General features: G+C 67.5%; 26 protein-coding genes. 17 read left to right on the top strand and 9 right to left on the bottom strand.

Annotated elements, in window-relative coordinates; translation table 11 throughout:
• Positions 1–27 precede the first annotated feature (27 nt).
• The gene (locus WB461_RS07710; RefSeq protein ID WP_423852147.1) at positions 28–2,538 is read left to right on the top strand and encodes an ATP-dependent Clp protease ATP-binding subunit; all 2,511 of its coding nucleotides are present in this window, start codon (positions 28–30) and stop codon (positions 2,536–2,538) included.
• A gap of 73 nt (positions 2,539–2,611) precedes the next feature.
• Here WB461_RS07710 and WB461_RS07715 read toward each other — a convergent pair whose 3' ends face one another.
• Entirely contained in the window at positions 2,612–3,508 is an 897-nt protein-coding gene (locus tag WB461_RS07715; protein WP_423852148.1) for an A/G-specific adenine glycosylase, read from the bottom strand.
• Between the two features lie 102 nt (positions 3,509–3,610).
• Here WB461_RS07715 and WB461_RS07720 point away from each other — a divergent pair, with 102 nt between their 5' ends.
• A complete protein-coding gene (locus WB461_RS07720) occupies positions 3,611–4,315 on the top strand; it encodes a hypothetical protein (RefSeq protein WP_423852149.1) in 705 nt (234 codons plus the stop codon).
• Positions 4,316–4,329: 14 nt separating this feature from the next.
• On the opposite strand, the gene disA is transcribed toward WB461_RS07720, so the two are convergent.
• The 4 genes from disA to WB461_RS07740 are packed head-to-tail and all read right to left on the bottom strand — an operon-like array spanning position 4,330 to position 8,331.
• Entirely contained in the window at positions 4,330–5,439 is a 1,110-nt protein-coding gene (gene disA / locus WB461_RS07725) for a DNA integrity scanning diadenylate cyclase DisA (RefSeq protein ID WP_423852150.1), read from the bottom strand.
• A 37-nt stretch (positions 5,440–5,476) separates the two neighbouring features.
• The gene (gene radA / locus WB461_RS07730) at positions 5,477–6,850 is read right to left on the bottom strand and encodes a DNA repair protein RadA (RefSeq protein WP_423852151.1); all 1,374 of its coding nucleotides are present in this window, start codon (positions 6,848–6,850) and stop codon (positions 5,477–5,479) included.
• 56 nt (positions 6,851–6,906) lie between these two features.
• Positions 6,907–7,545, bottom strand: coding sequence for a VOC family protein (locus WB461_RS07735; RefSeq protein ID WP_423852152.1), 639 nt, complete (start codon positions 7,543–7,545; stop codon positions 6,907–6,909).
• Positions 7,546–7,587: 42 nt separating this feature from the next.
• Complete coding sequence (locus tag WB461_RS07740) at positions 7,588–8,331, bottom strand: hypothetical protein (RefSeq protein WP_423852153.1); 744 nt, start codon at positions 8,329–8,331, stop codon at positions 7,588–7,590.
• Positions 8,332–8,390: 59 nt separating this feature from the next.
• On the opposite strand from WB461_RS07740, the gene WB461_RS07745 reads away from it, so the two are divergent.
• The 3 genes from WB461_RS07745 to WB461_RS07755 all read left to right on the top strand — a co-directional run bounded on the left by WB461_RS07745 (position 8,391) and on the right by WB461_RS07755 (position 11,665).
• On the top strand, positions 8,391–9,302 hold the full coding sequence (locus WB461_RS07745) for a Ppx/GppA family phosphatase (RefSeq protein ID WP_423852154.1): 912 nt from the start codon (positions 8,391–8,393) through the stop codon (positions 9,300–9,302).
• Positions 9,303–9,326: 24 nt separating this feature from the next.
• The gene (locus WB461_RS07750; RefSeq protein WP_423852155.1) at positions 9,327–10,112 is read left to right on the top strand and encodes a sugar phosphate isomerase/epimerase family protein; all 786 of its coding nucleotides are present in this window, start codon (positions 9,327–9,329) and stop codon (positions 10,110–10,112) included.
• Between the two features lie 128 nt (positions 10,113–10,240).
• The gene (locus WB461_RS07755) at positions 10,241–11,665 is read left to right on the top strand and encodes an APC family permease (RefSeq protein WP_423852156.1); all 1,425 of its coding nucleotides are present in this window, start codon (positions 10,241–10,243) and stop codon (positions 11,663–11,665) included.
• Between the two features lie 64 nt (positions 11,666–11,729).
• On the opposite strand, the gene WB461_RS07760 is transcribed toward WB461_RS07755, so the two are convergent.
• A complete protein-coding gene (locus WB461_RS07760) occupies positions 11,730–12,695 on the bottom strand; it encodes a bile acid:sodium symporter family protein (RefSeq protein ID WP_423852157.1) in 966 nt (321 codons plus the stop codon).
• 38 nt (positions 12,696–12,733) lie between these two features.
• Between WB461_RS07760 and proC the strand changes: the two genes are divergently transcribed.
• The 6 genes from proC to WB461_RS07790 all read left to right on the top strand — a co-directional run bounded on the left by proC (position 12,734) and on the right by WB461_RS07790 (position 17,626).
• Positions 12,734–13,540, top strand: a complete 807-nt coding sequence (proC, locus tag WB461_RS07765; RefSeq protein ID WP_423852158.1) for a pyrroline-5-carboxylate reductase — start codon at positions 12,734–12,736, stop codon at positions 13,538–13,540.
• Positions 13,541–13,549: 9 nt separating this feature from the next.
• On the top strand, positions 13,550–14,725 hold the full coding sequence (locus WB461_RS07770) for an acetoin utilization protein AcuC (RefSeq protein WP_423852159.1): 1,176 nt from the start codon (positions 13,550–13,552) through the stop codon (positions 14,723–14,725).
• Between the two features lie 160 nt (positions 14,726–14,885).
• Positions 14,886–15,071, top strand: a complete 186-nt coding sequence (locus WB461_RS07775; RefSeq protein WP_118398399.1) for a helix-turn-helix domain-containing protein — start codon at positions 14,886–14,888, stop codon at positions 15,069–15,071.
• Between the two features lie 201 nt (positions 15,072–15,272).
• Positions 15,273–15,374, top strand: coding sequence for a 30S ribosomal protein bS22 (locus WB461_RS07780; RefSeq protein WP_019143756.1), 102 nt, complete (start codon positions 15,273–15,275; stop codon positions 15,372–15,374).
• 6 nt (positions 15,375–15,380) lie between these two features.
• Entirely contained in the window at positions 15,381–16,364 is a 984-nt protein-coding gene (locus tag WB461_RS07785) for an NAD-dependent epimerase/dehydratase family protein (RefSeq protein ID WP_423852160.1), read from the top strand.
• Positions 16,361–17,626: a 1-acyl-sn-glycerol-3-phosphate acyltransferase gene (locus WB461_RS07790; RefSeq protein ID WP_423852161.1), complete on the top strand. Its 1,266-nt coding sequence runs from the start codon at positions 16,361–16,363 to the stop codon at positions 17,624–17,626. Before WB461_RS07785 ends, WB461_RS07790 begins: the two co-directional genes overlap by 4 nt.
• Positions 17,627–17,686: 60 nt before the next feature.
• Here WB461_RS07790 and WB461_RS07795 read toward each other — a convergent pair whose 3' ends face one another.
• The 3 genes from WB461_RS07795 to WB461_RS07805 all read right to left on the bottom strand — a co-directional run bounded on the left by WB461_RS07795 (position 17,687) and on the right by WB461_RS07805 (position 20,398).
• Positions 17,687–18,748, bottom strand: a complete 1,062-nt coding sequence (locus tag WB461_RS07795; protein WP_423852162.1) for a DUF5667 domain-containing protein — start codon at positions 18,746–18,748, stop codon at positions 17,687–17,689.
• Positions 18,749–18,848: 100 nt separating this feature from the next.
• The gene (locus WB461_RS07800) at positions 18,849–19,553 is read right to left on the bottom strand and encodes a sigma-70 family RNA polymerase sigma factor (RefSeq protein ID WP_423852163.1); all 705 of its coding nucleotides are present in this window, start codon (positions 19,551–19,553) and stop codon (positions 18,849–18,851) included.
• Positions 19,554–19,600: 47 nt separating this feature from the next.
• Positions 19,601–20,398, bottom strand: coding sequence for an HAD family hydrolase (locus WB461_RS07805; protein ID WP_423852164.1), 798 nt, complete (start codon positions 20,396–20,398; stop codon positions 19,601–19,603).
• A 139-nt stretch (positions 20,399–20,537) separates the two neighbouring features.
• Between WB461_RS07805 and WB461_RS07810 the strand changes: the two genes are divergently transcribed.
• The 6 genes from WB461_RS07810 to WB461_RS07835 all read left to right on the top strand — a co-directional run.
• Positions 20,538–22,109: a class I adenylate-forming enzyme family protein gene (locus tag WB461_RS07810; RefSeq protein ID WP_423852165.1), complete on the top strand. Its 1,572-nt coding sequence runs from the start codon at positions 20,538–20,540 to the stop codon at positions 22,107–22,109.
• A complete protein-coding gene (locus WB461_RS07815) occupies positions 22,106–22,366 on the top strand; it encodes a glutaredoxin family protein (RefSeq protein WP_423852166.1) in 261 nt (86 codons plus the stop codon). The genes WB461_RS07810 and WB461_RS07815 overlap by 4 nt, the downstream gene beginning before the upstream one ends.
• Before the next feature lie 125 nt (positions 22,367–22,491).
• On the top strand, positions 22,492–23,175 hold the full coding sequence (locus tag WB461_RS07820) for a redox-sensing transcriptional repressor Rex (protein ID WP_423852167.1): 684 nt from the start codon (positions 22,492–22,494) through the stop codon (positions 23,173–23,175).
• Complete coding sequence (locus WB461_RS07825) at positions 23,172–24,467, top strand: glutamyl-tRNA reductase (protein ID WP_423852168.1); 1,296 nt, start codon at positions 23,172–23,174, stop codon at positions 24,465–24,467. Before WB461_RS07820 ends, WB461_RS07825 begins: the two co-directional genes overlap by 4 nt.
• Complete coding sequence (gene hemC / locus WB461_RS07830) at positions 24,464–25,384, top strand: hydroxymethylbilane synthase (RefSeq protein WP_423852169.1); 921 nt, start codon at positions 24,464–24,466, stop codon at positions 25,382–25,384. Before WB461_RS07825 ends, hemC begins: the two co-directional genes overlap by 4 nt.
• A gap of 46 nt (positions 25,385–25,430) precedes the next feature.
• On the top strand, positions 25,431–26,745 hold a 1,315-nt coding region (locus WB461_RS07835), incomplete at its 3' end, for an SAM-dependent methyltransferase (RefSeq protein ID WP_423852172.1).

The raw sequence follows: 26,745 nt of genomic DNA on the forward strand, positions 1-26,745 counted from the left end.
ACTGATAGTCCAGCAGAGGGGGACGCCATGTTCGAAAGATTCACCGACCGTGCTCGTCGCGTGGTCGTGCTTGCCCAAGAAGAGGCACGCATGCTCAGCCACAACTACATCGGCACGGAGCACATCCTCCTGGGTCTGATCCATGAGGGCGAGGGCGTCGCTGCCAAGGCCCTCGAGAGCCTTGACATCTCGCTCGAGGCCGTCCGCGGACAGGTCGAGGACATCATCGGCCAGGGTCAGCAGGCCCCGAGAGGTCACATCCCCTTCACTCCGCGCGCCAAGAAGGTGCTCGAGCTGAGCCTGCGCGAGGCGCTGCAGCTGGGCCACAACTACATCGGCACCGAGCACATCCTGCTCGGCCTGATCCGCGAGGGCGAGGGCGTCGCAGCCCAGGTCCTGGTGAAGCTGGGCGCCGACCTCAACCGGGTGCGCCAGCAGGTCATCACGCTGGTCAGCGGATTCCAGGGCAAGGAGGCCGAGGCGGCCGGTGCGCCCAGCGAGTCCGCGCCGAGCACTTCGGCGGTGCTGGACCAGTTCGGCCGCAACCTGACGCAGGCAGCCCGCGAAGGCAAGCTCGATCCGGTCATCGGCCGAGACGACGAGGCTGAGCGCGTCATGCAGACGCTGTCGCGTCGTACCAAGAACAACCCGGTGCTCGTCGGTGAGCCCGGCGTCGGCAAGACGGCCGTGGTCGAGAGCCTCGCTCAGGACATCGTCCGCGGCGACGTCCCCGAGACGCTCAAGGACAAGCAGATCTACACGCTCGATCTGGGCGCGCTCGTGGCTGGCTCGCGCTACCGCGGCGACTTCGAGGAGCGCCTCAAGAAGGTGCTCAAGGAGATCCGCACGCGCGGCGACATCATCCTGTTCATCGACGAGATCCACACCCTGGTGGGTGCAGGAGCAGCCGAGGGTGCCATCGATGCCGCCAGCATCCTCAAGCCGATGCTGGCTCGCGGTGAGCTGCAGACGATCGGCGCCACGACGCTCGACGAGTACCGCAAGCACTTCGAGAAGGACGCGGCCCTGAACCGTCGCTTCCAGCCGATCCTCGTCGAGGAGCCCTCGGTGCTCGACACGGTCGAGATCCTCAAGGGCCTGCGCGATCGCTACGAGGCGCACCACCGTGTATCGATCACCGACGAGGCCCTCGTGGCCGCGGCGACGATGGGTGACCGTTACGTCTCCGATCGCTTCCTCCCCGACAAGGCGATCGACCTGGTCGATGAGGCGGGCGCTCGCCTGCGCATCCGTCGGATGGCTACTCCGCCGGAGCTCAAGGAGTTCGACGACAAGATCGCCGACGTTCGCCGCCGCAAGGAGGGCGCCATCGACGCACAGGACTTCGAGGCCGCCGCCGCGCTGCGCGATGAGGAGAAGAAGCTCATCAACGCCAAGGGCGAGCGGGAGAAGGCCTGGAAGTCCGGCGACCTCGACACTGTCGCGGTGGTTGACGAGCAGCTCATCGCCGAGGTCTTGGCCAAGGCCACGGGGATCCCGGTCGGCCAGCTCAGCGAGGCTGAGTCCAGCCGCCTGCTGAACATGGAGGAAGAGCTCCACCAGCGGGTCATCGGCCAGGACGAGGCCATCAAGGCGCTGTCCCGGGCGATCCGCCGTACGCGGGCGGGTCTGAAGGATCCCAAGCGTCCGGGTGGATCGTTCATCTTCGCGGGTCCGTCGGGCGTCGGCAAGACGTGGCTGTCCAAGGCGTTGGCGAACTTCCTGTTCGGCGACGAGGACTCGCTGATCCAGCTCGACATGTCGGAGTACAGCGAGAAGCACACCGTCTCGCGCCTGTTCGGTTCTCCTCCCGGCTACGTCGGCTACGAGGAGGGCGGTCAGCTCACCGAGAAGGTGCGCCGCAAGCCGTTCTCGGTGGTGCTGTTCGACGAGATCGAGAAGGCACACCCCGACATCTTCAACTCGTTGTTGCAGATCCTCGAGGAGGGCCACCTCACCGATGGTCAGGGTCGCGTCATCAACTTCAAGAATGCGGTCGTCATCATGACCACCAACCTCGGTGCACGCGAGATCTCCAAGGGCGTCAACCTGGGCTTCAGCCAGGCCGGCGACACCGCGGGGTCCTACAACAAGATGAAGGAGCGCGTCTCGATCGAGCTCAAGCAGCACTTTCGGCCCGAGTTCCTCAACCGTGTCGACGAGATCATCGTCTTCCCGCCGCTGACCCAGGAGGAGATCCTGCAGATGGTGGACATGATGATCGACTCGCTCGAGAAGCGTCTCGCCGAGAAGGACATGAACCTCGAGCTGACGCTCGAGGCCAAGGATCTGCTGTCCAGACGCGGCTTCGACCCCGTGCTCGGGGCACGTCCCCTGCGCCGGACGGTGCAGCGCGAGATCGAAGACGTCATGGCCGAGAAGCTGCTGTACGGCGAGCTCCGCCCCGGCCAGCTCGTGCTGGTCGGTGTCGAGGGCGAAGGCGTCGACGCGGTCTTCACGTTCGAGGGCCGTAACAAGGCCGAGCTCGAGCTGGAGATGCCCGACGTCCCGCCTGCTGTCGAGGCGAGCGCCGAGTAGCAGAGCACCTCACGACGAGACCCCCCGCAGCAAGCGCTGTGGGGGGTCTCGTCGTTGGACAGCCGCGGCGCCGTCAGCCCGGTAGCGCGAAGCACTCCGCGGGGTGCGCCTCCACGAGCCCGTCAGCGATGAGCCCGTCCAGCGCGCGCTCCCGCTGGATCGCATCGGGCCAGACCAGGTCGAGCGCGGCGCGGGGGACCGGATCCGAGGAGGCACGAAGCGCCGCCAGGAGGCGTCCGCGGCACTGTCGATCGGTTCCCTCCCACGTCTGGCCCCGTCGGGCCGGCCCGGAGTGCGCTGGGTATCCCGCCGCGCGCCACCGGCAGAGGTCTGCGACCGGGCAATCGCCGCACCGTGGACTGCGAGCGGTGCAGACCAGGGCTCCGAGCTCCATCGTTGCAGCGGCCCAGCGATGTGCGTCCTGCGCAGGCAGCAGATCGGCGGCTTGGTCCCGCTCGGTGCGAGTCACCGACGGCGCCGGAAACTGCTCGCCGCGAACGATCCGCCCGAGCACACGACGAACATTGGTGTCGAGCACGACGTGACGCCCGCCGAAGGCGAAGGAGGAGATCGCGGCAGCCGTGTATGCGCCGACGCCGGGGAGGGCCAGCAGGTCCTCAAGCGCCGTCGGGACGTCGCCGTCGTGCTGATCGACGATCGCGACCGCGGCGGCGTGCAGGCGGAGTGCGCGGCGCGGATAGCCCAGCCGGCTCCACGCTCGGACTGCTTCGCCGGTCGTTGCGGTGGCGAGTGCTGCGGGTGTGGGCCAACGCTCCATCCAGGCTGCGTAGATCGGGAGGACCCGCTGGACCGGTGTCTGCTGGAGCATGAACTCCGAGACCATGATGGCCCAGGGCGAGGCGCCTCCTCGCCAGGGCAGGTTCCGCGCTTCGTCGTCGAACCATGCGAGCACTGCCACGTGCAACCTGGCCAGGTCGGCGGCCGGGACAGGGTCGGCGGGGGAGCTCATGGTCTCCTGATCCTCGCACGCGCCCGCCTACGGCCCAGCAGGACCAGCCGCGACACCCGCGTCGTCCGTCCGGCTGCACGCTCGGCCCGATATCGTGGTGTCGTGAGTCAGCGACGGTTGCCCGCCGAGATCTACTGGCGGAGGCGACTGCTGGCGCTGGCGTTGCTGATCGGGTTGGTCTGGGTCGTGCTGCGTCTGTTTGGCGGTGACGATCAGCCCGAGGCCGCGACACCGGCTGCCGTGGCGACCACCGCGGCCCCCGTCCCGAGCACAGTTCAGCCGCAGGGCGACACGGTCCAGGTGACACTGGTCAGCGCTGGTCGAGCCTGCGACCCCCAGAAGATTCGGTTGACCCCGACGGTCGTCTCCGGCCAGTTCACGAAGGGGACGGTGGAGATCGGACTGGTGGTCAGCTCGACCGAGAAGACAGCCTGCACGCTTGCCCCGCAGGACGCGGACATCGTGGCTGTCATCAGCGCCAACAAGACGCCGATCTGGGATTCCACCGTGTGCAGGTCGTCGCTGCTGGACGATCCCGTTGCGCTTTCGCCTCGTTGGGCCTCGTTCGTCACGGCAACCTGGTCTGGCCGCGGATCCGGCGGCACCTGCTCAGCCAGGGAGGGTTACGCAACTCCCGGGCGGTACATCGTGCAGGTGGGAACCTTCGGCGGCGAGCCGGGCAAGACGACCTTCACCCTCAAACCTCGTCCGGCCCCGAAGCAGACGAAGTCCACACCGACCGCGAGCACCAAGACCCCGAGCTCCAAGACTCCGAGCACCAAGAGCACGGCCGAGCCGAACGGCTGAGGCGCGCAGGTGGGCTAGACGTATCGCTCGAGGATGCTGGACTCGGCAAGTCGGGAGAGTCCTTCGCGGACACCGCGGGCACGCAGGTCGCCCACCCCTTCGACGATCTGCAGATCCTCGATGCTCGCAGCCAAGAGCTTCTGCAGCGAGCCGAAGTGCTCGATCAGGCGCTCGACCACGGTGATTGGGAGTCGCGGGATGCGAGCCAGGAGCCGATAACCGCGCGGGGCCAACGGGCTGTCGAGGGTCTCACCGGTGCCGATGCGCAGAGCCTGGGCCACCGCCCCGAGGTCGACCAGATTGGTCGACTCGATCGCGGCCAGCTCGGCCAGGACGGCCTCGGGTGTGCGAGCCCGTCGTCCGGTGGGCATGTAGTCGCGAATGATCAGCTCGCGCTCAGCGTCGACTCCACCGATGAGCTCCTCCAGCTGAAGCGCGAGCAGGCGCCCGTCGGAGCCGAGCTCCAGGACGTAGGTGTCGATCTCGCCGGCGATCCGGCTGACCATCTCGAGCCGCTGTGCCACAGCCGAGACGTCCCGGACCGTGACCAGATCTTCGATCTCCAGGGCCGAGAGGGCGTCGGAGACCTCGTCGAGCCGATTGCGGTAGCGCTCGAGGGTCTGCAGGGCCTGGTTGGCGCGACCGAGCACCGCACCGGTGTCTTCCAAGACATGACGCAGGTTCTCGAGGTAGAGAGCGATGATGTGCATCGAAGCGGACACCGACACGACGGGGACACCAGTCTGCTGGGCGACCCGATCGGCCGTGCGATGCCGTGTGCCGGTCTCCTGAGTGAGGATCGAGGGGTCGGGCATCAAATGGACGCCGGCCATCAGGATCCGTGTCGCGTCGCGGTCGAGCACGATCGCCCCGTCCATCTTGGCCAGCTCGCGCAGTCCGGTCGCGGTGAAGGGCACGTCGAGGGCGAAGCCGCCGGTCGACATCGCCTCGATCTGACGCTCGTTGCCGATGACGATCAGGGCGCCCGTTCGTCCACGCAGGATGCGCTCGAGTCCTTCGCGCAGGGACGTGCCGGGCGCAATCGAGGCCAGCGTGGCGCGCAGGCGTGCGGAGGCTTCCGCGGCCGCCGCGGCCGCGGCTGTCCGCTCAGCCACTGTTGCCATGCTCAACCCTTCTCCCGGGATGCCAGTGTATGCGGAGTCAAGCGGTCGATGTGACACTCAGACACGCCATCGCGGAGCGGATGTCACCGACCGGCATGATCGTCATGGTGGTGGTGAGCCCATCAAGTCCCTCGGACCCTGCCGGGACCACAGCACGGCGAAAGCCGATCCGTTCGGCCTCGCGCAGTCGTGCGGCCAGGTTGCTGACCTTGCGAACCTCGCCGGCCAGGCCCACCTCGCCGATCGCCACGAGATCGGCCGGGACGGCTGCCTCGAGCTGCGCCGATGCCGTGGCGATCGCCACCGCCAGGTCGACCGATGGCTCGACCAGGCGCGCGCCGCCGACGGTGGCGGTGTACACGTCCAGCTCACCGAGCCTGATCGCGCAGTGCTTGGTCAGGACCGCCAGGATCATCGCGACCCGGGACGAGTCGAGCCCGCTGGAGGTGCGCCGGGGCGACGGTGTCGACGATGCGACCGTCAGCGCCTGCACCTCGGCGAGCAGGGGTCGGCGGCCTTCCATCGTCACGGTCACGCACGTGCCTGGGACCGGCCGCTCGTGCCGGCTGACGAACAATCCGGTCGGGTCGGGGACCTCGACGATCCCGTCGTCGACCAGGTCGAAGCAGCCGATCTCATCGACGGGTCCGAAGCGATTCTTGACCGCGCGCAGCAGACGCAGGCGCGAGCTGCGATCGCCCTCGAACTGCAGCACGACGTCGACGAGGTGCTCGAGCACCCGAGGACCGGCGACCGATCCGTCCTTCGTCACGTGACCGACCAGCAGGGTCGCGATGTTGTCGCGCTTGGCTCGCTGGATGACTGCCGAAGCGACCTCACGGACCTGGGTGACGCCGCCGGGCACCCCGTCGACATCTGCCGATCCGATGGTCTGCACCGAGTCGACGATCAGCAGGCCGGGCTTGACTGTCTCGACGTGGGTCAGGACGGCGCCGAGGTCTGTCTCGGCGGCGAGGTAGAGGTTGTCGTCGACTGCGCCGGTGCGCTCGGCCCGCAGTCGCACCTGGGCGGCCGATTCCTCGCCGGAGACGTAGAGCGTTCGGCGGCCGGCTCTGGCCCACCGCGCGGCGACCTCGAGCAGCAGCGTCGACTTGCCCACGCCGGGCTCGCCAGCCAGCAGGAGCACCGCGCCCGGCACGACGCCGCCACCCAGCACCCGATCGAGCTCGCCGATGCCCGACGTCGTGGAGCGGGCAGACTCGATCCGCACCTGGCTGATCGGTATCGCCGGTGTCGCCACGGCGGCGGCGTGGGTGCGGCCGGTCCGCGCGGGAGCCGTGATGTCGACCGTTCCCCACGCCTGACACTCGCCGCAGCGGCCGACCCACTTGCTGGTCGTCCACCCGCAGTCCGCGCAGACATAGGCCGGTCGTGCGGTCTTGGTCGCCATGCAGATCAGCCTAGGCGAGCGGTGCGACAGTCTGCCTCAGGCTGGCAGGTACGAGCTCAGATGCGGACGTCTCCCGCGGGGGTCGTGAACTGGGCGGCAAGGATGCCCGGCGTGCCGTGCGGCGCTACCCAGCGGACCTCGATGTCGTCCAGGGCCTCGACGGCGGGTTCGCCGAGGTAGTCGGCCAGCCGCTGCGGGTCTCCGGCAATCTCGAGTGCCGTCAGGGTGACCTCCGCCGGCGCGATCTGCGAAGGGTGCTCGGCGGCGTCGATGTCCCAGCTGATGACGAACGGCAGCTGAGGATCGGCCTTCATTCCGCTCGTCCCGATCTGCCGCCACTCGAGGTTGAAGCCGTCGGGACGGCGACGGTTGCCTGGGACGGCGTGCCGCCCCATCCGATGCTCGACCTCCGTCATGTCGTCGACCGAGACGCACCAGCCCAGCCAGCCGCCACCGGCATCGGAGCGTTGGCGCACTGCCTGCCCGAAGGCGGCCTTGTCGGCCGCCGGGTGGTCCAGCACCTCGACGATCTCGAGGTACTGGGAGTTCTTGAGCGGGAGGATCATGTTGCGGGTGCCGAACCGAGGGTGGGCGCCACCGTCGATGAACGAGGCACCAAGCAGCTGGCCGAGCTCTTCAGTCGTGCCGTCGAGACCGTGTTGGCCGACGGCGAACGAGACGTGATCGAGGCGCATACCGCATTGTTGCCTGCGCCCGCATTCGACTGGGGCGCGGGGTCAGCGCAGGGGGTCGGCCGGGTGTGGTGTATTGGTTCCACCGGCCTCGTGCTCACGGCAGAAGCGGGCAAGTTCGGCGTATCCGGACTCGCCCATCAGCTCGGACAGCTCGTCCCGATTGGAGACGTAGACCGGCTCCATCCCGACGTGCGCCTCGGTGTTCGACGAGCAGTACCAGTCGAGATCGGCCCCGCCGGGTCCCCAGCCGGCGCGGGTGTACTCGCCGATCTGGGTCTCGGTGTAGGTGGTGCCGTCACCGCGCTCGACATCGCGGAACTGGCGTCGTAGCGGCAGCTGCCAGCACACGTCCGGCTTCGTCGTGTGCGGCTTGAGGCCCTGCTCCAACGCGTACCCGTGGAGGGCGCAGCCGTAACCACCGGCGAATCCGCGTGAGTTGTGGAAGATGCATGCGCCCTGGAACGCCCGAGTCTTGAGCTCCCCCTCGTCGTCCTTCTCGGTCCAGCCGCCGCGGTGCCCCTCGTCATGGTGCTCCCAGTGAGCCGGGGTCAGCTTCTCCATGACCGACTTGACCCGTTCGGCGTCCTCGTCGTCGGCGAAGTGGGCGCCCAGGGTGCAGCACCCTGCCTCGGGGCTCGAGTCGTAGATGCCGGGGCAACCGGCCCCGAAGATGCAGGTCCAGCGGGACGTGAGCCAGGTCAGATCACACCTGAAGACCTCTGACGGGTCGGTGGGGTTGGGAAATTCCACGAACGTGCGGGGGAATCCGAGCTCGACTTCAGGCACCGGAAGAGTCTAGACGGCGTCGGCGAGGTAGTCGGATCCGACGGTGCGAGAATGAGTTCATGCGCATGGGCGTCCTCGACATCGGATCCAATACCGGCCACCTGCTGGTGGTGGATGCCTTTCGCGGCGGTCCACCCGTGCCGGCCCATTCCTACAAGGAGCCGCTGCGGCTTGCTGAGCATCTGGATGCTGATCAGGCGATGACCGAGGAAGGCGTCGCCCGACTGGTCAAGTACGTCGTCGAAGCTCGCGGTGAGGCCGAGGACAAGGGCTGCACCACGATCCTCGCCTTTGCGACCTCGGCCGTGCGCGACGCGGTCAACGCCGATGACGTCATCACTCGGGTCAATGAGGCCAGCGGGCTCGACCTGCAGGTCCTGTCGGGCGAGGACGAGGCTCGGGTGACCTTCCTTGCGGTCCGTCGCTGGTTCGGCTGGTCGGCCGGTCGGCTCGGCGTCTTCGACATCGGCGGCGGCTCGCTGGAGATCGCCGCCGGCGCGGATGAGGTCCCCGACGTTGCCCGGTCGACGGCGCTGGGCGCGGGACGGCTGACCCGCGAGTGGCTCGACGCGGGCCGGACCCAGGCCGAGCTCCGACTGCATGTCCGCTCCACGATCGCCGACGCGGCGGGCGCGGTCCTGCGCGGCGGACCGTTCGATCGCGCGGTCGCGACCAGCAAGACATTCCGCTCCCTCGCCCGCATCTGCGGGGCGCCGTCATCCAGCGAGGGCCAGTACGTTCGTCGTGTCCTGCGCAAGCAGGATCTCTCGTCGTTGGTCAAAGAGCTCGCCACGATGTCGACCGATGCCGTCGCCGAGCTGCCGGGGGTCTCACCGGATCGGGCGCACCAGATCCGAGCCGGCGCGATCGTGGCCGAGGCGACGATGGATCTGTTCGACCTGGGTGAGCTGGAGATCTGCCCCTGGGCCATGCGCGAGGGCGTGTTGCTGGAGTATCTGGACGGTCTCTAGAGGGTCCGGACTAGCCTTGTGCACGTGCCTGCCCCGCTCCGCGTCTCGATGTCGACGTCCTCGGTCTATCCGGGGTCGACGGCCAGCGGTTTCGAGCTGGCCGCCCGACTGGGGTATGACGGAGTCGAGGTCATGGTCGGAATCGACGACGTCAGCGCCGACATCACCGCGATCAAGGCCCTCAGTGCCTTTCACGAGATCCCGGTCGTCTCGATCCACGCGCCGTGCCTGCTGGTGACCCAACGAGTCTGGGGCAGCGATCCGTGGGGCAAGCTGCACCGCAGTGCCGAGATGGCGCACGAGGTCGGCGCCTCGGTCATCGTCGTTCATCCGCCGTTTCGCTGGCAGCGTGACTACGCGCGCGGCTTCGTCGAGGGCATTGCGGACCTCGAGGCGCAGCACGACGTCACCTACGCGGTCGAGAACATGTATCCGTGGCGCACCGGCAAGCGCGAGTTCCAGGCCTACGCCCCGGGGTGGGATCCGTTGGAGCAGGACTACGCGCACGTGACGGTCGACCTGTCACACAGCTCCACCGCGGGCGAGGACCCCGTGCAGATGGCCAGGGCGCTGGGCAGCCGGCTCGCGCACGTCCACATTGCCGACGGTTCGGGATCGGCCAAGGACGAGCACCTGATCCCGGGGCGGGGCACCCAGCCGTGCAAGGAGTTCCTGGCCCACGTGGCGGGCACAGGCTTCGATGGTGAGATCGTCGTGGAGATCAACACCCGAAAGGCCAAGGACCAGGCCGATCGCGAGACAGATCTGATGGAGGCGCTGGCGTTCACCCGCCTTCACGCGGCCGTCTGAACCCAGCAATTCGATGCGCGACCGCGGTCGTCCGGCCGCGCGCCGCGTGCCCGCCTCACATTCGTGCGTTTATGGCAGCCCGAGCCGGGTACGGCCAGCGACATCACAGTCTCGGGAAGGGACACACCATGTCGACGAACGAGGCGGAGAGCGCCACATCCGAGGATGACGGCGAGCTCAAGAGATCCATCACCGGCCGCCTGCTCTACTTCTACGTGCTCGGTGACGTGCTCGGCTCCGGTATCTACGTGCTCATCGGCCTGGTGGCGGGGGCCGTGGGAGGGGCATTCTGGATCGCCTTCGCCGTCGGAGTCACCGTCGCGACGATCACGGGTCTGGCGTACGCCGAGCTGGTCACCAAGTATCCCCAGGCCGCAGGTGCCGCGCTCTACGTCAACAAGGCCTTCAACAATCGTCCACTGACCTTTCTGATCACCGTGTCGATGCTGTCGGCGAGCTTTGCCGCGGCCGGGTCACTGGCCACCGGATTCGGCGCGTACTTCGACGAGATCTGGTCGCTTCCTCCCGCACTGCTGGTCACCCTTGCGTTCGTGATCGGACTCGCGATCGTCAACTTCATCGGGATCACCGAGTCGGTCGTCACCAACATGTTGATGACCTTCGTGGAGATCGCCGGCCTGCTGATCGTCATGCTGATCGGAGTCATCTACGTCGCTCAGGGCAAGGCGGATTTCTCCACGCTTGGCGACTTCCGGGCTGAGGGCAGCCCGATCTTCGCCATCATCGCGGGTGTCGCGCTGGCCTTCTTCGCGATGACCGGTTTCGAGAACGCTGCCAACGTGGCCGAGGAGACCATCAATCCGGCGAAGAATTTCCCACGTGCCCTCGTTGGCGGGATGATCACGGCTGGCGTCATCTACGTCCTGGTCGCGATGACCTCGGCGTTGACGGTGCCGATCGGCACCCTGCAGGACTCGGACGCAGCGCTGCTCGAAGTGGTGAAGGCGGGGATCCTGCCTGTTCCGGTGGGAGTGATGACGATTCTGTTCGCGGTCATCGCGATGATCGCGATCACCAACACCACGCTGGTCGCCGTGGTGACCCAGTCGCGGATCCTGTACGGGATGGCCAACGAGGACGTCGTGCCCGGCATCTTCGGAAAGATTCACCAGACCCGAAAGAGCCCCTGGGTCGCGCTGCTGTTCGCGGCTGCCGTCGTGTCCAGTCTTCTGCTGGTGGGCTTCGCGCTCAACCAGAGCGGCGCAGGCATCGACGTCGTAGCCCGACTGGCCACGGTCACGGTGGTGTTCACGCTCGTCATCTACGCGTTGGTGATCTTCTCCGCCCTCAAGCTCCGAGGGCAGGATGAGGGCGACGAGACTTTCCGTGCCCCGATCGCGCTGCTGGTCGTAGGAGTCATTGGCAACGCGATCCTGCTTGGCTACGTGCTGATCGACGACCCGAAGTCGCTGCTGTGGTGCGCCGGCCTGCTGGCGCTCGGGGGCGTGCTGTTCATCGCTGAGTGGTTCTTCGGTGACCGGGACCGGCCAGATGACCGCGCTCCGGGAGAGTCGACCCTCAGCACTGACTGACGGCGCGTCGGTGCGCGGCGGCGAGACTGGATGGGTGACCTCCCGAGCGTCTGCCGGGGTCAGGTCAAGCAGCTCGTCCGGCCGGGCCGACGCGCGCGAGCCGGCCTGCGATGACAGCCCCGGCGATGATCTGCATCTGGTGATACAGCATCAGCGGCAGGACGATCAGGGCGACATCGTTCCCGGCGAACAGCACCGAGGCGATCGGCAGGCCGCTCGCGAGACTCTTGTTGGATCCGCAGAACAGGATCGTGATGCGATCGGCGCTGGCGAAGCCGAGCATCCGGCCGACCAGGACGGTCCAGCCCGTGGCAGTCACCAGCAGCGCGGCGCACGTCATGATCACCGCGAGCACCGACCAGACCGTCAGCGACGACCACACGTCTGCCTCGGCGCCCTCGCTGAACGCGACGAACACGACGAGCACGATGCTGCTGCGGTCGTAGAGCCGAAGTCGTTGGTCCTGACGGGCCACGACGCCACCCACCAGCGGGCGTAGCAGCTGTCCGGCGACGAACGGGACGAACAGCTGCAGCACGATGCGCAGCACCGCTCCGGCGTCGACCCGGGCGTCGGAGGTCATCAGCAGCGCCACGAGCGCGGGAGTCAGGAAGACGCCGATGAGGCTTGACATCGAGGCGCTGACGACCGCGCCGGCCACGTTGCCGCCGGCGATCCGGGTGTAGACGACGCACGACTGGACCGTCGAGGGCACGAGACAGAGCAGCAGCACGCCGGCGGCCAGCCCGGGTGTCAGGATGGTCGGCTCGAGCAGCTGTGCTCCCAGACCCAGGACCGGAAACACCACGAAAGTCGTGCCGAGGATCACCACGTGAAGACGCCAGTGCCTGATCCCGGTGAGGGTCTCCGCCGTCGAGAGCCGGGCGCCGTAGAGGAAGAACAGCAGGCCGATCGCGATCATCGCCGCGATCTTCAGCACCTCCAGCCCTTCACCCGTCGCCGGCACGAAGGAGGCGAGGACCGCGGCGGCCAACAGCGCGACGATGAACGGGTCGAGTCGCAGGCGCACCCTCCGACTCTAGGTCGTGTCGACCTACACTCGGCGTCATGACTCAACGGATTGCCATTCTGGGTGCCGGTGTGATGGGCGAGACCCTGCTGGCCGCCATTCTCAAGTCGGGCCACGCCGCGAGTGATGTCGTGATCTCGGAAAAACGGGCAGACCGCGCCGAGGAGCTCCGTGCGGCGTACGGGGTCGCGGTGACGACGAACTCCGACGCAGTCCGGGACGCCGACATGGTCCTGCTCGTCGTCAAACCGCAGGACGTGCCGGCGCTGCTCCTCGAGATCGCCGACTTCGTGCAACCTGACGCGACAGTCGTGTCACTCGCGGCGGGAGTGCGCACCGAGACGATTGCCGCAGCGCTGCCCGCCGGGGTCGCAGTGGTCCGTGCCATGCCCAACACCCCTGCGCTGGTCGGCGAGGGCATGTTCGGCGTCTCTGCAGGGTCAGGCGTCAGCGACGAGCGGGTCGCGGCCGTCGTCACCCTGCTGGAGTCCGGAGGCCGTGTCGTCGTTGTCCAGGAGACCCAGCAGGACGCACTCACCGCGGTGTCGGGATCAGGCCCGGCCTACGTCTTCTATCTCGCCGAGGCGATGGTCGCCGGCGGGATCGCCCAGGGCCTCGACCCGGCGACGGCCCGGACGCTGGTGGATCAGACGATCATCGGCTCAGCGGCACTGCTGGCCGAGTCCGATGAGACGGCCGAGGAGCTCAGGCGTCGAGTGACGTCACCCCATGGCACGACGCACGCCGCGATAGTCGCGTTCGACGCGCTCGGGGTCAAGGATGCCGTGATCGCCGGTGTCGCCGCTGCTACGGCCCGATCGATCGAGCTGTCCGGTCCGGCATAGGCTCGTGGCATGACCGACCGCGCATGCGTGGTGTTCGACGAGCACCTGACCGAGTACAACTTCGGCCAATCTCATCCGATGGCGCCGGTCCGGATCGAGCTGACGATGGACCTCGCTCGCCAGATGGGCATCGTGGACGGACTTGACGTCGTGGGGGCTGCGCCTGCGACCGACGACGAGCTCCAGTTGATCCACACTGCCGGTTACATCGAACGCGTCCACAAGCTCAGCGACCACCCGACCCATGCGGACCCCACGATCGGTCTGGGCACCGACGACAACCCGGTGTTCGCACACATGCACGAGGCCAGCGCGCTGATCGCCGGCGCCAGTGTCGAGGCCGCGAGACGGGTGTGGACCGGTGCTGCACCTCGCGCGATCAACATCACCGGCGGCCTGCATCATGCGATGCCGGGAAACGCCAGCGGATTCTGCATCTACAACGACGTCGCGCTCGCGATCCGCTGGCTCCTGGACAATGGTGCGCAACGGGTCGCCTACGTCGACATCGATGCGCACCACGGTGACGGGGTGCAGAAGATGTTCTGGAACGACCCGCGGGTGCTCACGATCTCGATCCACGAAGGACCGCAGACGTTGTTCCCCGGCACGGGCTTCTCGACCGAGACCGGGGGGGAGGGGGCCGAAGGTTCCGCGGTCAACATGCCGCTGCCGCCGGGCACGTCCGATGCCGGGTGGCTGCGGGCCTTCCACGCGATCGTGCCGCCGTTGCTGCGGGAGTTCGAACCCGACATCCTCGTCACGCAGCACGGGTGCGACTCGCACATGGATGATCCACTGGCGAACCTGATGCTCAGCGTCGACGGTCAGCGCGCGTCCTATCTTGCGCTGCACGACCTCGCTGCCGAAGTGTGTGGTGGCAAGTGGGTCGCGACCGGCGGTGGCGGATACGCAGTCATGGACGTCGTTCCGCGGGCGTGGACGCACCTTCTCGCGATCATCGCCGGTACGCCGCTCGACCCGTCCACGCTCACCCCCGACAGGTGGCGTGCGCACATCGCGCACCTGCGAGGGATGCCCGGTCCGCAGCGGATGACAGATGGCCGCGCGGCGGCCTATCGGCCTTGGGAGCAGGGGTACGACCCCGACAGCTGGCTCGACCGATCCATCCAGGCGACGAGGGTTGCCGCGTTCCCCCTGAATGGGCTGGATCCGCAGCCGTGATGGGCGCCGCTGCGGCCCGGCGGTCCCCGCCCGAGAGATTTTCGTAAACTACTGTTCCGCAGACCTCGCGAAGCACTAGTCTCAACCAAGGCACGCGCGCTGTTTCTCCGGTGGGGAAGCTGGAGAGCGCGCGTGCCCCCTCAGGAAGCAGGTGGTGTCGATGGCATCCGGACCAACGTTCTTGACCGTCGCGGAAGTGGCAGGTCAGATGCGGGTGTCGAAGATGACGGTCTACCGGCTCGTCCATTCCGGGGAGCTGGAGGCCGTCCGCGTGGGGAGATCCTTCCGCGTGCCTGCTCACGCTGTCGAAGAGTTTCTGGGCAAGTCCTACTTCCAGGCTGGCTGACCGGTTCGTCGCCAAGCCTGCGCTCACCGGCGGTGCCGCTGGTCGGCGGCAGGCTCGGCCGGCGCCCACGTGTACGCTGGTGGCAGCCAGTATCGGAGATCGAAGCCGCGCCATGCGATGTCGGTCGACCGCCGAGGTGGCCACCTGTCTCAGCATGCACCAGCCACGATCGCGTGGACGACAAGAATTGAGTAGTGACCTGTGGGTTCAGTCATCAAGAAGCGTCGCAAGCGGATGTCGAAGAAGAAGCACCGCAAGATGCTCAAGCGCACTCGAGTGCAACGTCGTCGTCTCGGCAAGTAGCAGCACGTGAGCCGGTCTGTCCTGGTCACCGGTGTCGCCGGGCCGTTCGCGTCGTTGGTCGCGCGCCGTCTCGCTGACCTGGGCGAGGCCGCCGGCATCGGCAAGGTCGTCGGCATCGACACGGTGCTCCCGTCGGGTGACACCGGTCGGTTGAAGTTCGTTCGCGCCGACATCCGCACCCCCGTCGTGGGCAAGGTCATCGCCGTCGAGGACATCGACACCGTCGTCCACCTCGACGTCAACCCGCCCCCACGCGGCCGCACCGGCGGCGCCAAGGAGCTCAACGTCATCGGCACGATGCAGCTGCTGGCTGCGTGCCAGCGGTCGGCCACGGTCAAGAAGTTCGTCCTGGGTTCGTCAAGCGCGGTCTACGGCGCCTCGCCCCGCGATCCTGCGATGTTCACCGAGTCGAGCCTGGCCCGCGGTGGCGTACGAAGTGGATTCCCCAAGGACATCGTCGAGGTCGAGTCCTACGTCCGCGGATTCGCGCGGCGCCGACCTGAGGTGATCATCACGATCCTGCGGGCAGCGCAGCTGCTGGACACCAGGGTCACCACCCCGATGGGCACCTATTTCACCAGCCCTGTGCTGCCGGCAGCGATGGGATTCGACCCGCGGCTCCAGTTCACCAGTCTGGAGGATGCTGTCGAGATCCTGCGGCTGTCGATCCTCAAGGACCGACCCGGGACCTTCAACATCGCCGGCGACGGGGTGGTGCTGCTGAGCCAGGCCGCCCGGCGGCTCGGACGCCCGATCATTCCGCTGCCGCCGCTGGGGTTCGCCACGGCCGCGCGGCGGGTCCTGCGTGCTGCTGGCTCTGACATCTCACCGGATCTGCACCGGCTGCTGACCTACGGTCGGGTGATGGACACCGCTGCCCTGCGTGACATCTTCGGCTACGAGCTGCGGAACTCCTCGCAGGAGACGTTCGAAGAGTTTCGCCGGTCGGTGCGGCCCGGCATCATGGCTGTGGTGGGGGGACGATCATGACGGATGAACGCAAGAGCATCGGTTCAGGTGGCAAGGCCGGGCGCGGCAATCGGGAGACCTCGCCTTCGGCGGCGGCGCGTTCGCTCGCTGGGCCGGCCACGGCGCGCAAACCCGTCGTCAAAGCCAAGCCGGCGGCCGAGCCCGAGCAGACCCCGCCGAAGAAGGCAACGGTCAAGAACGCTGCGCCATCGAGCAAAGCAACCCCGCCGAAGAAGGCAGCCGCCCCGAAGGTGACCCCTACCTCGAGCGAGTCGGAGGACAAGCCCCACCTCCGGGCCGTCACTGACGAGGACGCTGCTGCCGCCGCAGCGGCAGCAGCGGAGGACGCCGCGAGCCGCACCCGGACGGCCGGCGCCGCGCCACTGTCTGCTGGCATTCCGATCGACGAGATCCTGGTCGCCGTGGTCCAGGCCGCCCAGCGGATTCTCGGCACCGATTGGGAGTCGCGCATCGCGACCTTGCTCGCCACGATCCGCAAGCGCATGAGCGGTGACTACGAGGTCGACGAGTTCGGCTTCGATCCCCAGATCACCGAGGTTCTGATCGCCGCAGTCGAACCAATCGCCGAGAAATGGTTCCGGCTCGAGGTCCGCGGCATCGAGAACATCCCGGCCGAAGGTGGGGCGCTGCTGGTGGCCAACCATTCAGGCACCGTGCCGATCGACGGGATGATCACCGGTTACGCGGTGAAGAAGTACGCCGGGCGCAATCTCCGCCCGCTGGGGGCCGATCTGGTGTTCTCGCTGCCCTTCGTCGGTCAGGTGGCCCGCAAGGTCGGTGCGACCTTGGCCTGCACCGAGGACGCCGAGCGGTTGCTGACGACGGGCGAGCTGGCCGGCGTGTGGCCCGAGGGCTTCAAGGGCATCGGCAAGCCGTTCGCAGAGCGCTACAAGCTGCAGCGCTTCGGTCGTGGCGGATTCGTCTCGTCCGCGATGCGCGCCCAGGTGCCGATCGTCCCGGTGTCGATCGTCGGTGCCGAGGAGATCTATCCGTTGGTCGGCAACGTGCCGTCACTGGCCCGCCTGCTCGGTCTGCCCTACCTGCCGATCACCCCGTTCTTCCCCCTGCTGGGACCGCTGGGGATGATCCCGCTGCCGAGCAAGTGGATCATCGAGTTCGGTGAGCCGATCCGCACCGATGCGTATGACCCGGAGTCCGCCGACGATCCGATGTTGTTGTTCAACGTCACAGATCAGGTGCGCGAGACGATCCAGCAGACCCTCTACGGCTTGCTGGTCGACCGGGGCAACGCGTTCTTCTGAGACACTGACCGGCTCGCAGTGCGAGGACCGTTCAGCCGAAGCGGCAAGAAGCCGCGCGTGCTATTTGCTGCCGCCGCCCAGCAGGCCGTTGAGCAGTCCTGGCACGACACCGAGTTGCTCGTCGCCGCCCAGGAGGGCTCCGACGAGGGGATCGGTGACATCTGTCAGCGACGGCACGGCGGTGGGAGATGTCGTCGGGCTGGCGACGACGGGCGCCGAAGCGGAAACAGGTGCCGAAGACCCAGCTGTGGCGCGAGGGGTGGAACCCTTGGGCGTCGAGCTCGAGGTGCTCTTCGGCTCGACGGTGGCGCGGGTGGAGTCGCTGGTGCTGGTCAGGCCGGTCACGGCTGCGACGAGCTGCTGCACATCGGCCGTCGTGCAGGCAGAGCACAATGACGAGGCCCGGGTCGCCAGATCGCTGATCGCGTCGGTGGCGGCGTCGAACGAGCTGTCCGCGCCCGTCGGCAGCAGCGAGGACAGGGTGGCCAGCTCAGCAGTTGCTGAGGCGGCGAAGTCATTGACCGTGCGGATCGACTTCTGGTCGCCGCTGTCGGTGAAGTGGTTGAACAGGGACGTCGAACCCTCGGTGGCCTGGGAAGAGAAGTCATCGAGCGTGTCGGCGATCTGATTGTCGGCCCCGCCGTCGGCACTGAGCTTCTGGGCCTCGGCGAGACGCTCCGATGCCTGAGCGAGCTGGAACGAGCCGCGCGACTCATCGCTGCGGTGCAGCGCGAGCTCGACGGATTCGACACTTCGCTTGACCGGGTAGAGCATCTCGCCGGGCACGGCGGAAGCGCTGGACGCGACCAGGCCGACGACACCGGCCGAGGCGACGAGGGCTGCGGTGACTCCGGCGACACGACGCCGGATGGGGTGCACCGGGGTTACGGGTGTGGTCACCGTGCGCGTTGCCGGCGGCTTCACGACGAGAACAGTCGCTGCCTCGGTCATGAGCTGCTGACGGAGGGTGTCACGGAACTGCGTGGACGGCTCGGCCACAGCGGCCTCGCACAGCTGCTCGGCAAGCTGCACAAGCACGGCGATGTGCTCGTCGCTGGGCGCGCGACCGCTCCAGGCCTCGTCAAAGGCCTGGGCGTCGTCGTGGTGGCGACGGCCGATCATGGCTGGATCCTCACTGCAGTAGATGTACCGGAAATAACAACGATTGCCGAGCCTCGGAGGTTACGACGAGACGACAGGACAGGAGCGTGGTGGCAGAGCATCATCGGGCGTCCTCGGGCATCGTCTTGGCGAGGCTGCGCACTGCCCGGAGCTGAAGCTGCTTGACGGCGCCCTCACTCCGTCCCAGCGATGCGGCCGTCTGGGCGATCGACATGCCCTGGATGAACCGCATGAGGATGCAGTCACGTTGTTCGTTGGGCAGTCCGTTGACCGCCTCGAACAGCATCTCGTTGGAGATCAACGCCAGGACGTCCTGCTCGGGACTGGCGACAGTCAGCTTGCCCTCGGGGATGGTCTCCGAGACGATTTCCAGTCGGGCGCGGCTGGACTTGAAGTGGTCAGCGACGAGATTACGGGCGATGGTGGTCAGCCACGCGCCAAAATCCTTGCCCTGCCAGTTGAATCGTTGGATCGCGCGCAGTCCGCGGACGAAGGTCTCGCTGGTGAGATCCTCGGCGAGCTGCTGCGAGCCGACACGGTAGTAGACGAAGCGGAAGACGCCTGACACGTAGTGGTCGTAGAGCTGACCGAATGCCTCGCCGTCGCCATCCTTCGCGAGGTCGACGAGCGCACGGAGGCGGGTTGCCTCAGGATCGTGGTCGTCGTGCGGGCTGGGGCTGTTGCCGGTGGACGGCGCGTACGCCGGAGAGCTGGCAACGGACAGGGCGACGAGCAGTGACCGGTCGTCGGGGATCGCCAGAGAAAGCGACAGCGCTTCGCGCAACGCAAATGTGGCTCTCCTCACAGGCCCTCCCTGGCTCAGTGAAAGGGTAACCGCTGCGCGCGGTAATGTCAGTGTCTTTTATTTATGCTGTGACGTAGCACACGCCAGCTGCCAGCGGCCGCGACCGCAGCCACTGCGCCTTTTCCGCCCACCAGGGCGACCTTGCGTCCGGTGCGATAGTCGCGGATCCGCCAGCCGTTCGACTTGGCATGAGCCCGGAGCGCGGAGTCAGGGTTGACTGCGCACGGGTGGCCAACGAGCGACAGCATCGGCAGATCGTTGCTGGAGTCGGAGTAGGCGTAGCAGTTCGCCAGGATCAGCCCTTCGCGCTCGGCAATCTCACGAATCGCCGTCGCCTTGCCCTCGCCGTGCATCATCTCGCCAACCAGCTCGCCGGTGTAGACCCCGTCGACGTGTGCCGACACGGTGCCCAAGGCTCCGGTCAGCCCGAGTCGGCGCGCGATGACGCTGGCGATCTCGATCGGGGCAGCCGTGATGAGCCAAACGCGTTGCCCGCGGTCGAGGTGCCACTGGGCGATCGCCCGGGTCCCGGGCCAGATCTTGTGCGCCATGTTCTCGTCGAAGATCTCTTCGCCGATCTCCTCGAGCTCGCTGACTCGGTGTCCCGCGATGAAGGCGAGCGCCGAGGAGCGCGCCTTGGCGATGTGCTCGGGATCTTCCACGCCGGCGACGCGAAAGTACATCTGTTGCCAGGTGGCCTTGAGAATGTCGCGAGTGGTGAAGAACTTCCGCCGATGCAGACCGCGGGCCAGGTGGAAGATGGAAGCGCCCTGCATGATCGTGTTGTCGACATCGAAGAACGCCGCGCCGGTGAGGTCCGGTTGTGTCGTGAGAGCGGTCTCCATCTCCGACGCCGAGGCAGACGCCTGGCCAGAAAGGACCGATCTCGACTGCAGATTCCGCGGTTGATCGGGTCGTGCGTCCCGGGGCATGTAACCGAGACTAACGCGCTCGATGCCCCATGACGTGTGGTTGACTCGGGTCGTGACAGTCAATGTCAGCGACTACCTCCGCGCGGCCGCTTCCCACGATCCGGATGGCGTTGCCCTCGTGGAGCATCGAGCCGTCCGCCGCGAGGTCACCTGGGGTGAGTTCGACGCGGCTGCTGACGCCGTGGCACGCGGCCTGACGTCACGCGGGCTCGTCGCGGGACAGCGGGTCGCGATCGCCATGGCGAACCGCATCGATCTGCCGATCGCCTATTTCGGCATCCTTCGTGGCGGGATGGTCGCGGTGCCGATCAATCCGCGCTCCACGACCAGCGAGATCGGCCGCATGCTCGCGGACTCGCTCGCGCGGGTCGTGTTGTGCGACGAGGCGGGCGTCACCCAGGTTCGGGAGGCTGTCACCCAGGAGCACCAGATCAGTGTCGTCGTCGACGGATCAGAGCCCGGACCCGGCGAGACGGCTTTCGACGCGTTGCTCGCGGACGCGACCGGCGGCGACCCTGCGGCGCCCGCCGATGTCGAGGCACTCGCCGTCGTTCTCTACACCTCTGGCACCAGTGGCAAGCCGCGCGGCGCGATGCTGACCCACCGCGCCCTGATCGCCAACATCGAGCAGATCGCGCAGCTGGACCCGCCTGCGATGACGTCTGAGGACGTCTGCCTGGGTCTGCTGCCGATGTTCCACATCTACGGTCTCAACTGCGTGCTGGGCCAGGCCGTACGACAAGGTGCCTGCGTGCTGCTGATCGACGGCTTCGACCCGGGTGGCCTGCTGGATCAGATCGTTGCCGAGGGGGTCACGAACATTCCGCTGGCCCCGCCGGTCGTGGCAGCCTGGGCCGGCCGCGAGGACCTGCGGGACAAGCTCGCCGGTGTCACCACGATTCTGTCCGGAGCCTCGGCGCTGGACCCGGAGCTTGCCGACACCTTCTTGTCGTCGTCGGGCAAGCACATCGAGCAGGGTTACGGACTGACCGAGACGGCGCCGGTGATCACCACGACACTGGGTCAGCCCCGCGATGCAGACACCTCGCCCAAGGCTGGGTCGGTAGGACGTCCCCTCCCGGGTATCGACGTCCGGATCGTCGAGGCGAACGGCGAGGACTCGAGCTCTGGTGATCCGGCAGAGATCTGGGTCAGGGGCGACAATCTTTTCTCCGGCTACTGGCCCGACGGGATCGATGGGCCGCGTGATGACGGCTGGTACCCCACGGGTGACATCGGTCTGCTGGACGCGGACGGGGACCTGACCCTGGTCGACCGGCTGCGCGAGCTCGTCATCGTCTCCGGATTCAACGTCTATCCCTTCGAGGTCGAGGACGTCATCGCCGAGGTCCCGGGCGTCGCGCAGGTCGCGGTGGTTGGACTGCCCGACGAGGAGACCGGCGAAGCTGTCGTGGCGTTCGTCGTGCCCGAGCAGCTCGGGGCCGACGAGGGCGCCCTGCTGGAGTCCGTGGCTGCTCACTGCAGGACCCGACTCGCGCGGTTCAAGCAGCCGCATCGTGTCGTGGTCGTGAGCGGCCTGCCGCACTCGGCGACCGGCAAGGTCGCAAAGGGGCGCCTGCGTGCGCTGGCCCGCAGCTCGACGTTGGGCCTGGACGCCTCATGATCCCGCGCGCCGACGACGCGCGCGTCGTCATCTACTCGCGCCCGGGGTGCCATCTCTGTGAAGCTGCCGAAGAACTGATCGCCGAGATCTGCGCCGATACCGGCGACTCGTGGGCCCGGGTCGACATCACGACCAGCGACGAACTGGTGTCCGCATTCACCGAACAGGTGCCGGTGACGTTCGTCGACGGCAGGCAGCACGACTTCTGGCGGGTCGATCCCGTCCGCCTGCGAACAGCCCTGAACCGCGCACCGTGAATGTGACGTGGGCCACGGCGCCTCGCCTCGATTTTGTTAACGCGTTCACAAACTCTTAAACTGAGATGGCTCTGCACGCCAGTCCCGACAGGGATAATCCCCGGCCGTGCAGCGCCAGGAGCACTGTGACCTTACTTCGCACCCCTCATGCGGACGGAACCGCCCGAGGCATCCCAGATGCCACGGTCGCCCGGCTGCCGCTCTACCTGCGCGCGCTCAACGTGCTGGCTGAGCAGGGCGTCGCGACATGTTCCTCCAATGACCTGGCCGAGAGCGCCGGGGTCAATCCAGCAAAGCTCCGCAAAGACCTGTCACATCTTGGCTCGTACGGCACCCGGGGAGTGGGTTACGACGTCGAGTACTTGCGCTACCAGATCGCGCGCGAGATCGGCCAGACCCAAGACTGGGACGTCGTCATCGTCGGCGTCGGCAACCTCGGGTCGGCGCTCTCGGCGTACCAGGGTTTCAGCACCCGCGGCATCCGCGTGGCCGCTCTGGTGGACGCCGATCCGAAGCGGGTCGGTACGACGATCTCCGGCATCACGGTCTCGGCCGTCGACGATCTCGACACCATCATTCGCGAGCGGGCCATCTCGATCGGGATCATCGCGACCCCGGGCGCTGCTGCGCAGCACGTCGCTGACCGGCTCGTCGCGGCCGGCATCACCAGCATCCTCAACTTCGCGCCCGCCCTGGTCCACGTGCCCGACGGCGTGGACGTCCGCAAGGTTGACCTGTCGATCGAGCTGCAGATCCTCGCTTACCACGAGCAGCGCAAGTCCGGCGCGCAGACAAGGGGGACAGCGTGAGCGTCCTGGTCGTGGGCATGTCCCACAAGTCTGCGCCGATCGACGTGCTCGAGCGGGTCTCACTCGACACCGATGCCGCGGTCAAGCTCTCCCACCTGGTTCTGGAGACTCCCTTCGTGACCGAGTCGGTCATCGTCTCCACATGCAATCGGGTCGAGATCTATGTCGAGGCGGAGCGCTTCCACGGCGCCGTCGAAGAGGTCTCGCGTCTGCTGGCCGAGCACTCCGGTCTCGAGCGAGAAGACTTCGTCCGTCACGTGTACGTCCACTTCGACGAGTCCGCCGTCGCGCACCTGTTCGGTGTCGCAGCTGGCATGGACTCGATGATTCTCGGTGAGAGCCAGATTCTCGGCCAGGTCCGCGACGCACTGCACGGTGCGCAGGCTGAATCGACCGTTGGCTCGGCTCTGAACGCCTTGTTCCAGCAGGCCCTGCGGATCGGCAAGCGGGGCCACGCCGAGACTGGAATCGATCGTCTGGCGCCGTCGATCGTGACCGCCGGGCTGGACGCCGCCGGTGAGATAGTCGACGCCGAGGACTCCCGGTTCCTGGTCGCGGGCGCCGGCACGATGGCGAGCCTGGCAGTGCGCACGCTGATCGGTCGGGGCGTCGCGCCGCACCGCATCATGGTCGCGAACCGCACGTTCCAGCGGGCGTACGCTTTGGTCGCCACCTTCGGCGTCAGCGCGGTGCGCTGGGAGGCCATGGACGTCGAGCTGGCCGCAACGGACGTACTGATCAGCTGTACCGGCGCCACCGGGGTCGTGTTCGACCGTGAACGCATCGCCCTCGCCTCGACCGGCCGGTCCATGGCGCTGATCGATCTTGCCCTGCCGCGCGACATCGATCCCGCTGCCGGCGAGCTCGACGGCGTCGATCTGGTCGATCTGGTCGTGCTGGCCCGGCTCGGGGAGAACACCGAGCTCGCCACCGATGTCGCTCAGGTGCGGTCGATCGTCGAGGACGAGGTCCGCACTTTCCTGGCTGCCAAGACTGCTTCCCACATCACTCCGACGGTGGTTGCGCTGCGGACGATGGCGACCGATGTCGTCGCCGCCGAGCTCGCCCGCATCCAGACCCGCCTTCCCGACCTGACCAGCGACGAGCTCGCCAGCGTTCGCAAGGCACTGCACCGAGTTGCCGAGAAGCTGATCCACGCCCCCACGGTCCGGGTCCAGCAGCTGGTCGACGGCCCCGCCGGGCTGACGTACGCCGATGCGCTGGCGGACCTGTTCGCGCTCGACCAGTCCGCCGTCGACGCCGTGACGCAGGTCAAGGGGGAGTCCTCATGACCGCGCTTCGTCTTGGCACCCGGGCCTCCGATCTCGCGATGACCCAGTCGGGCCTGATCGCCGACCGCCTGCGCGCGCGCGGCATCCAGGTCGAGCTCGTGGCGATCTCGACCGAGGGCGACCGCAGTCAACAGCCGCTCGTCGATTTCGGCGGCCAGGGCGTGTTCGTGGCTGCGTTGCGTGAAGCCCTCGTGCGCGGCGACGTCGACTTCGCCGTCCATTCGCTCAAGGATCTGCCGACGACTCCCGACCCGCGGCTCGAGCTTGCCGCGATCCCCGTCCGGGAGGATCCGCGCGACGCGCTGGTTGCGCGCGACGGCCTCACGCTGGGAGAGCTGCCGCAGGGCGCCCGCGTCGGCACTGGTTCGCCGCGCCGCGAGGCTCAGCTCAACGCGCTCGGGCTCGGCGTCGAGGTCGTGCCAATCCGCGGCAATGTCGGCACCCGCATCGGCAAGGTGGCGACCGGCGAGTACGACGCGGTCCTGCTGGCCCATGCCGGTCTGCTGCGGCTGGGCCGCGCAGACGAGGCGACCGAGATCATCGACCCCCTGCAGATGCTTCCCGCCCCCGGGCAGGGAGCACTGGCCTGCGAGTGTCGCTCCGGCGACGCCGCCACGATTCACCTGCTCAGTGAACTCGACGACAGCGACACCCGTGCTGCCGTCACTGCCGAGCGCAGCCTCCTCGCCACCCTCGAGGCAGGTTGCAGTGCACCCGTCGGGGCCCTCGCCGAAGTCGCCGAGGGCGACGACGGTGATGAGCTCTGGCTTCGTGCCGTGGTCGGAAGCACTTCCGGCTTGTCCACCATCCGACTGTCCGCGAACGGCTTGCCATCCGAAGCCGCTGCGGTCGGGGAGCGTCTCGCTGTCGAGATGCTCGCCGAAGGCGCCGACGCCCTCGTGGCCGTTGCCTCATAACCCCAGGCAGAACGAGAAAAGGATCACCGTGACCATCACCACTGCGATGCGAGATGCACCGTCCACCCCTCGACCGAGTGCACAGAAGGCCACCCGCGGCCACGTGAGCTTCGTCGGCGCAGGACCGGGCGATGCGAGCCTGCTTACGGTGCGCGCGGCCGAGCTCCTGGCTCAGGCCGACATCGTCATCACGGAGCTGCCCGAGCAGTCCGCGCTCGTCACCAACGGCGCGGAGATCGTCGATGGCGGCGTCGGTGAGGACGGCGAGAAGCTGACTCATGCAGCTCGCGCCCGACTCGTCGTCAAGCACGCCAAAACCGGCTCACATGTCGTCCGCCTGATCGCTGGCGATCCGTTCACGTATGCCACGGCACCCGAAGAGGCCGCCGCATGCAGCAAGGCCGGTATCGGCTTTGAGATCGTGCCCGGCATCTCCTCGGTCTCGGCCGTCCCGGCCTATGCCGGAGTGCCCCTGACCAACCGCACGCACCGCGAGTACTCCGTGGTCAGTGTCGGGGACGCTTCAGTCAACTGGTCCGATCATGCCAACGAGGACACGCTGGTGCTCCTGTCAGCCGTGGCGCGCATCGCGGAAGTGGCCAGCGGGCTGATGGATGCGGGACGCAAGGGTGACACACCCGTGGCGATGACCCGGGTCGGCACGACGACCGAGCAGACCACGATCGTCTCGACCCTGGCTGACATCGCCGCTGACGCCAAGGCCGCCGGCATGACCGCGCCGGCCATCACGGTCGTCGGGCAGGTCGTCACGATGCGTGAGGCGCTGTCCTGGTTCGAGACCAAGCCGCTGTACGGCTGGCGCATCCTGGTGCCACGCACCAAGGAGCAGTCCGCCGGACTCGCAGCCCGCCTGCGGGGCTTCGGCGCCCTCTCCGAGGAGGTTCCGACCATCTCGGTCGAGCCGCCGCGCAATCCGCAGCAGATGGACAAGGCCGTCCGTGGCCTGGTCGAGGGCCGGTACGAGTGGATCGCCTTCACCAGCGTCAATGCGGTCAAGGCCGTGCGCGAGAAGTTCGAGGAGTACGGGCTTGACGCTCGGGCGTTCTCGGGCCTGAAGATCGCCGCGGTCGGCGACAAGACCGCCGAGGCGATCGCGACGTGGGGCATCCGAGCCGATCTGATTCCCACCGGCGAGCAGTCGGCGCGTGGCCTTTTGGAGGACTGGCCGCCCTACGACGACCTGCTGGACCCGATCAACCGGGTCTTCCTGCCCCGGGCCGACATCGCGACCGAGACCCTGGTGGCCGGGCTGGTCGATCTGGGCTGGGAAGTTGATGACGTCACGGCCTACCGCACCGTCCGGGCCGCGCCGCCGCCAGCCCCGACACGTGAGGCGATCA

The sequence above is a fragment of the Aeromicrobium sp. genome (assembly GCF_049587115.1).
In the GTDB taxonomy this organism is placed as follows: Bacteria; Actinomycetota; Actinomycetes; order Propionibacteriales; family Nocardioidaceae; genus Aeromicrobium.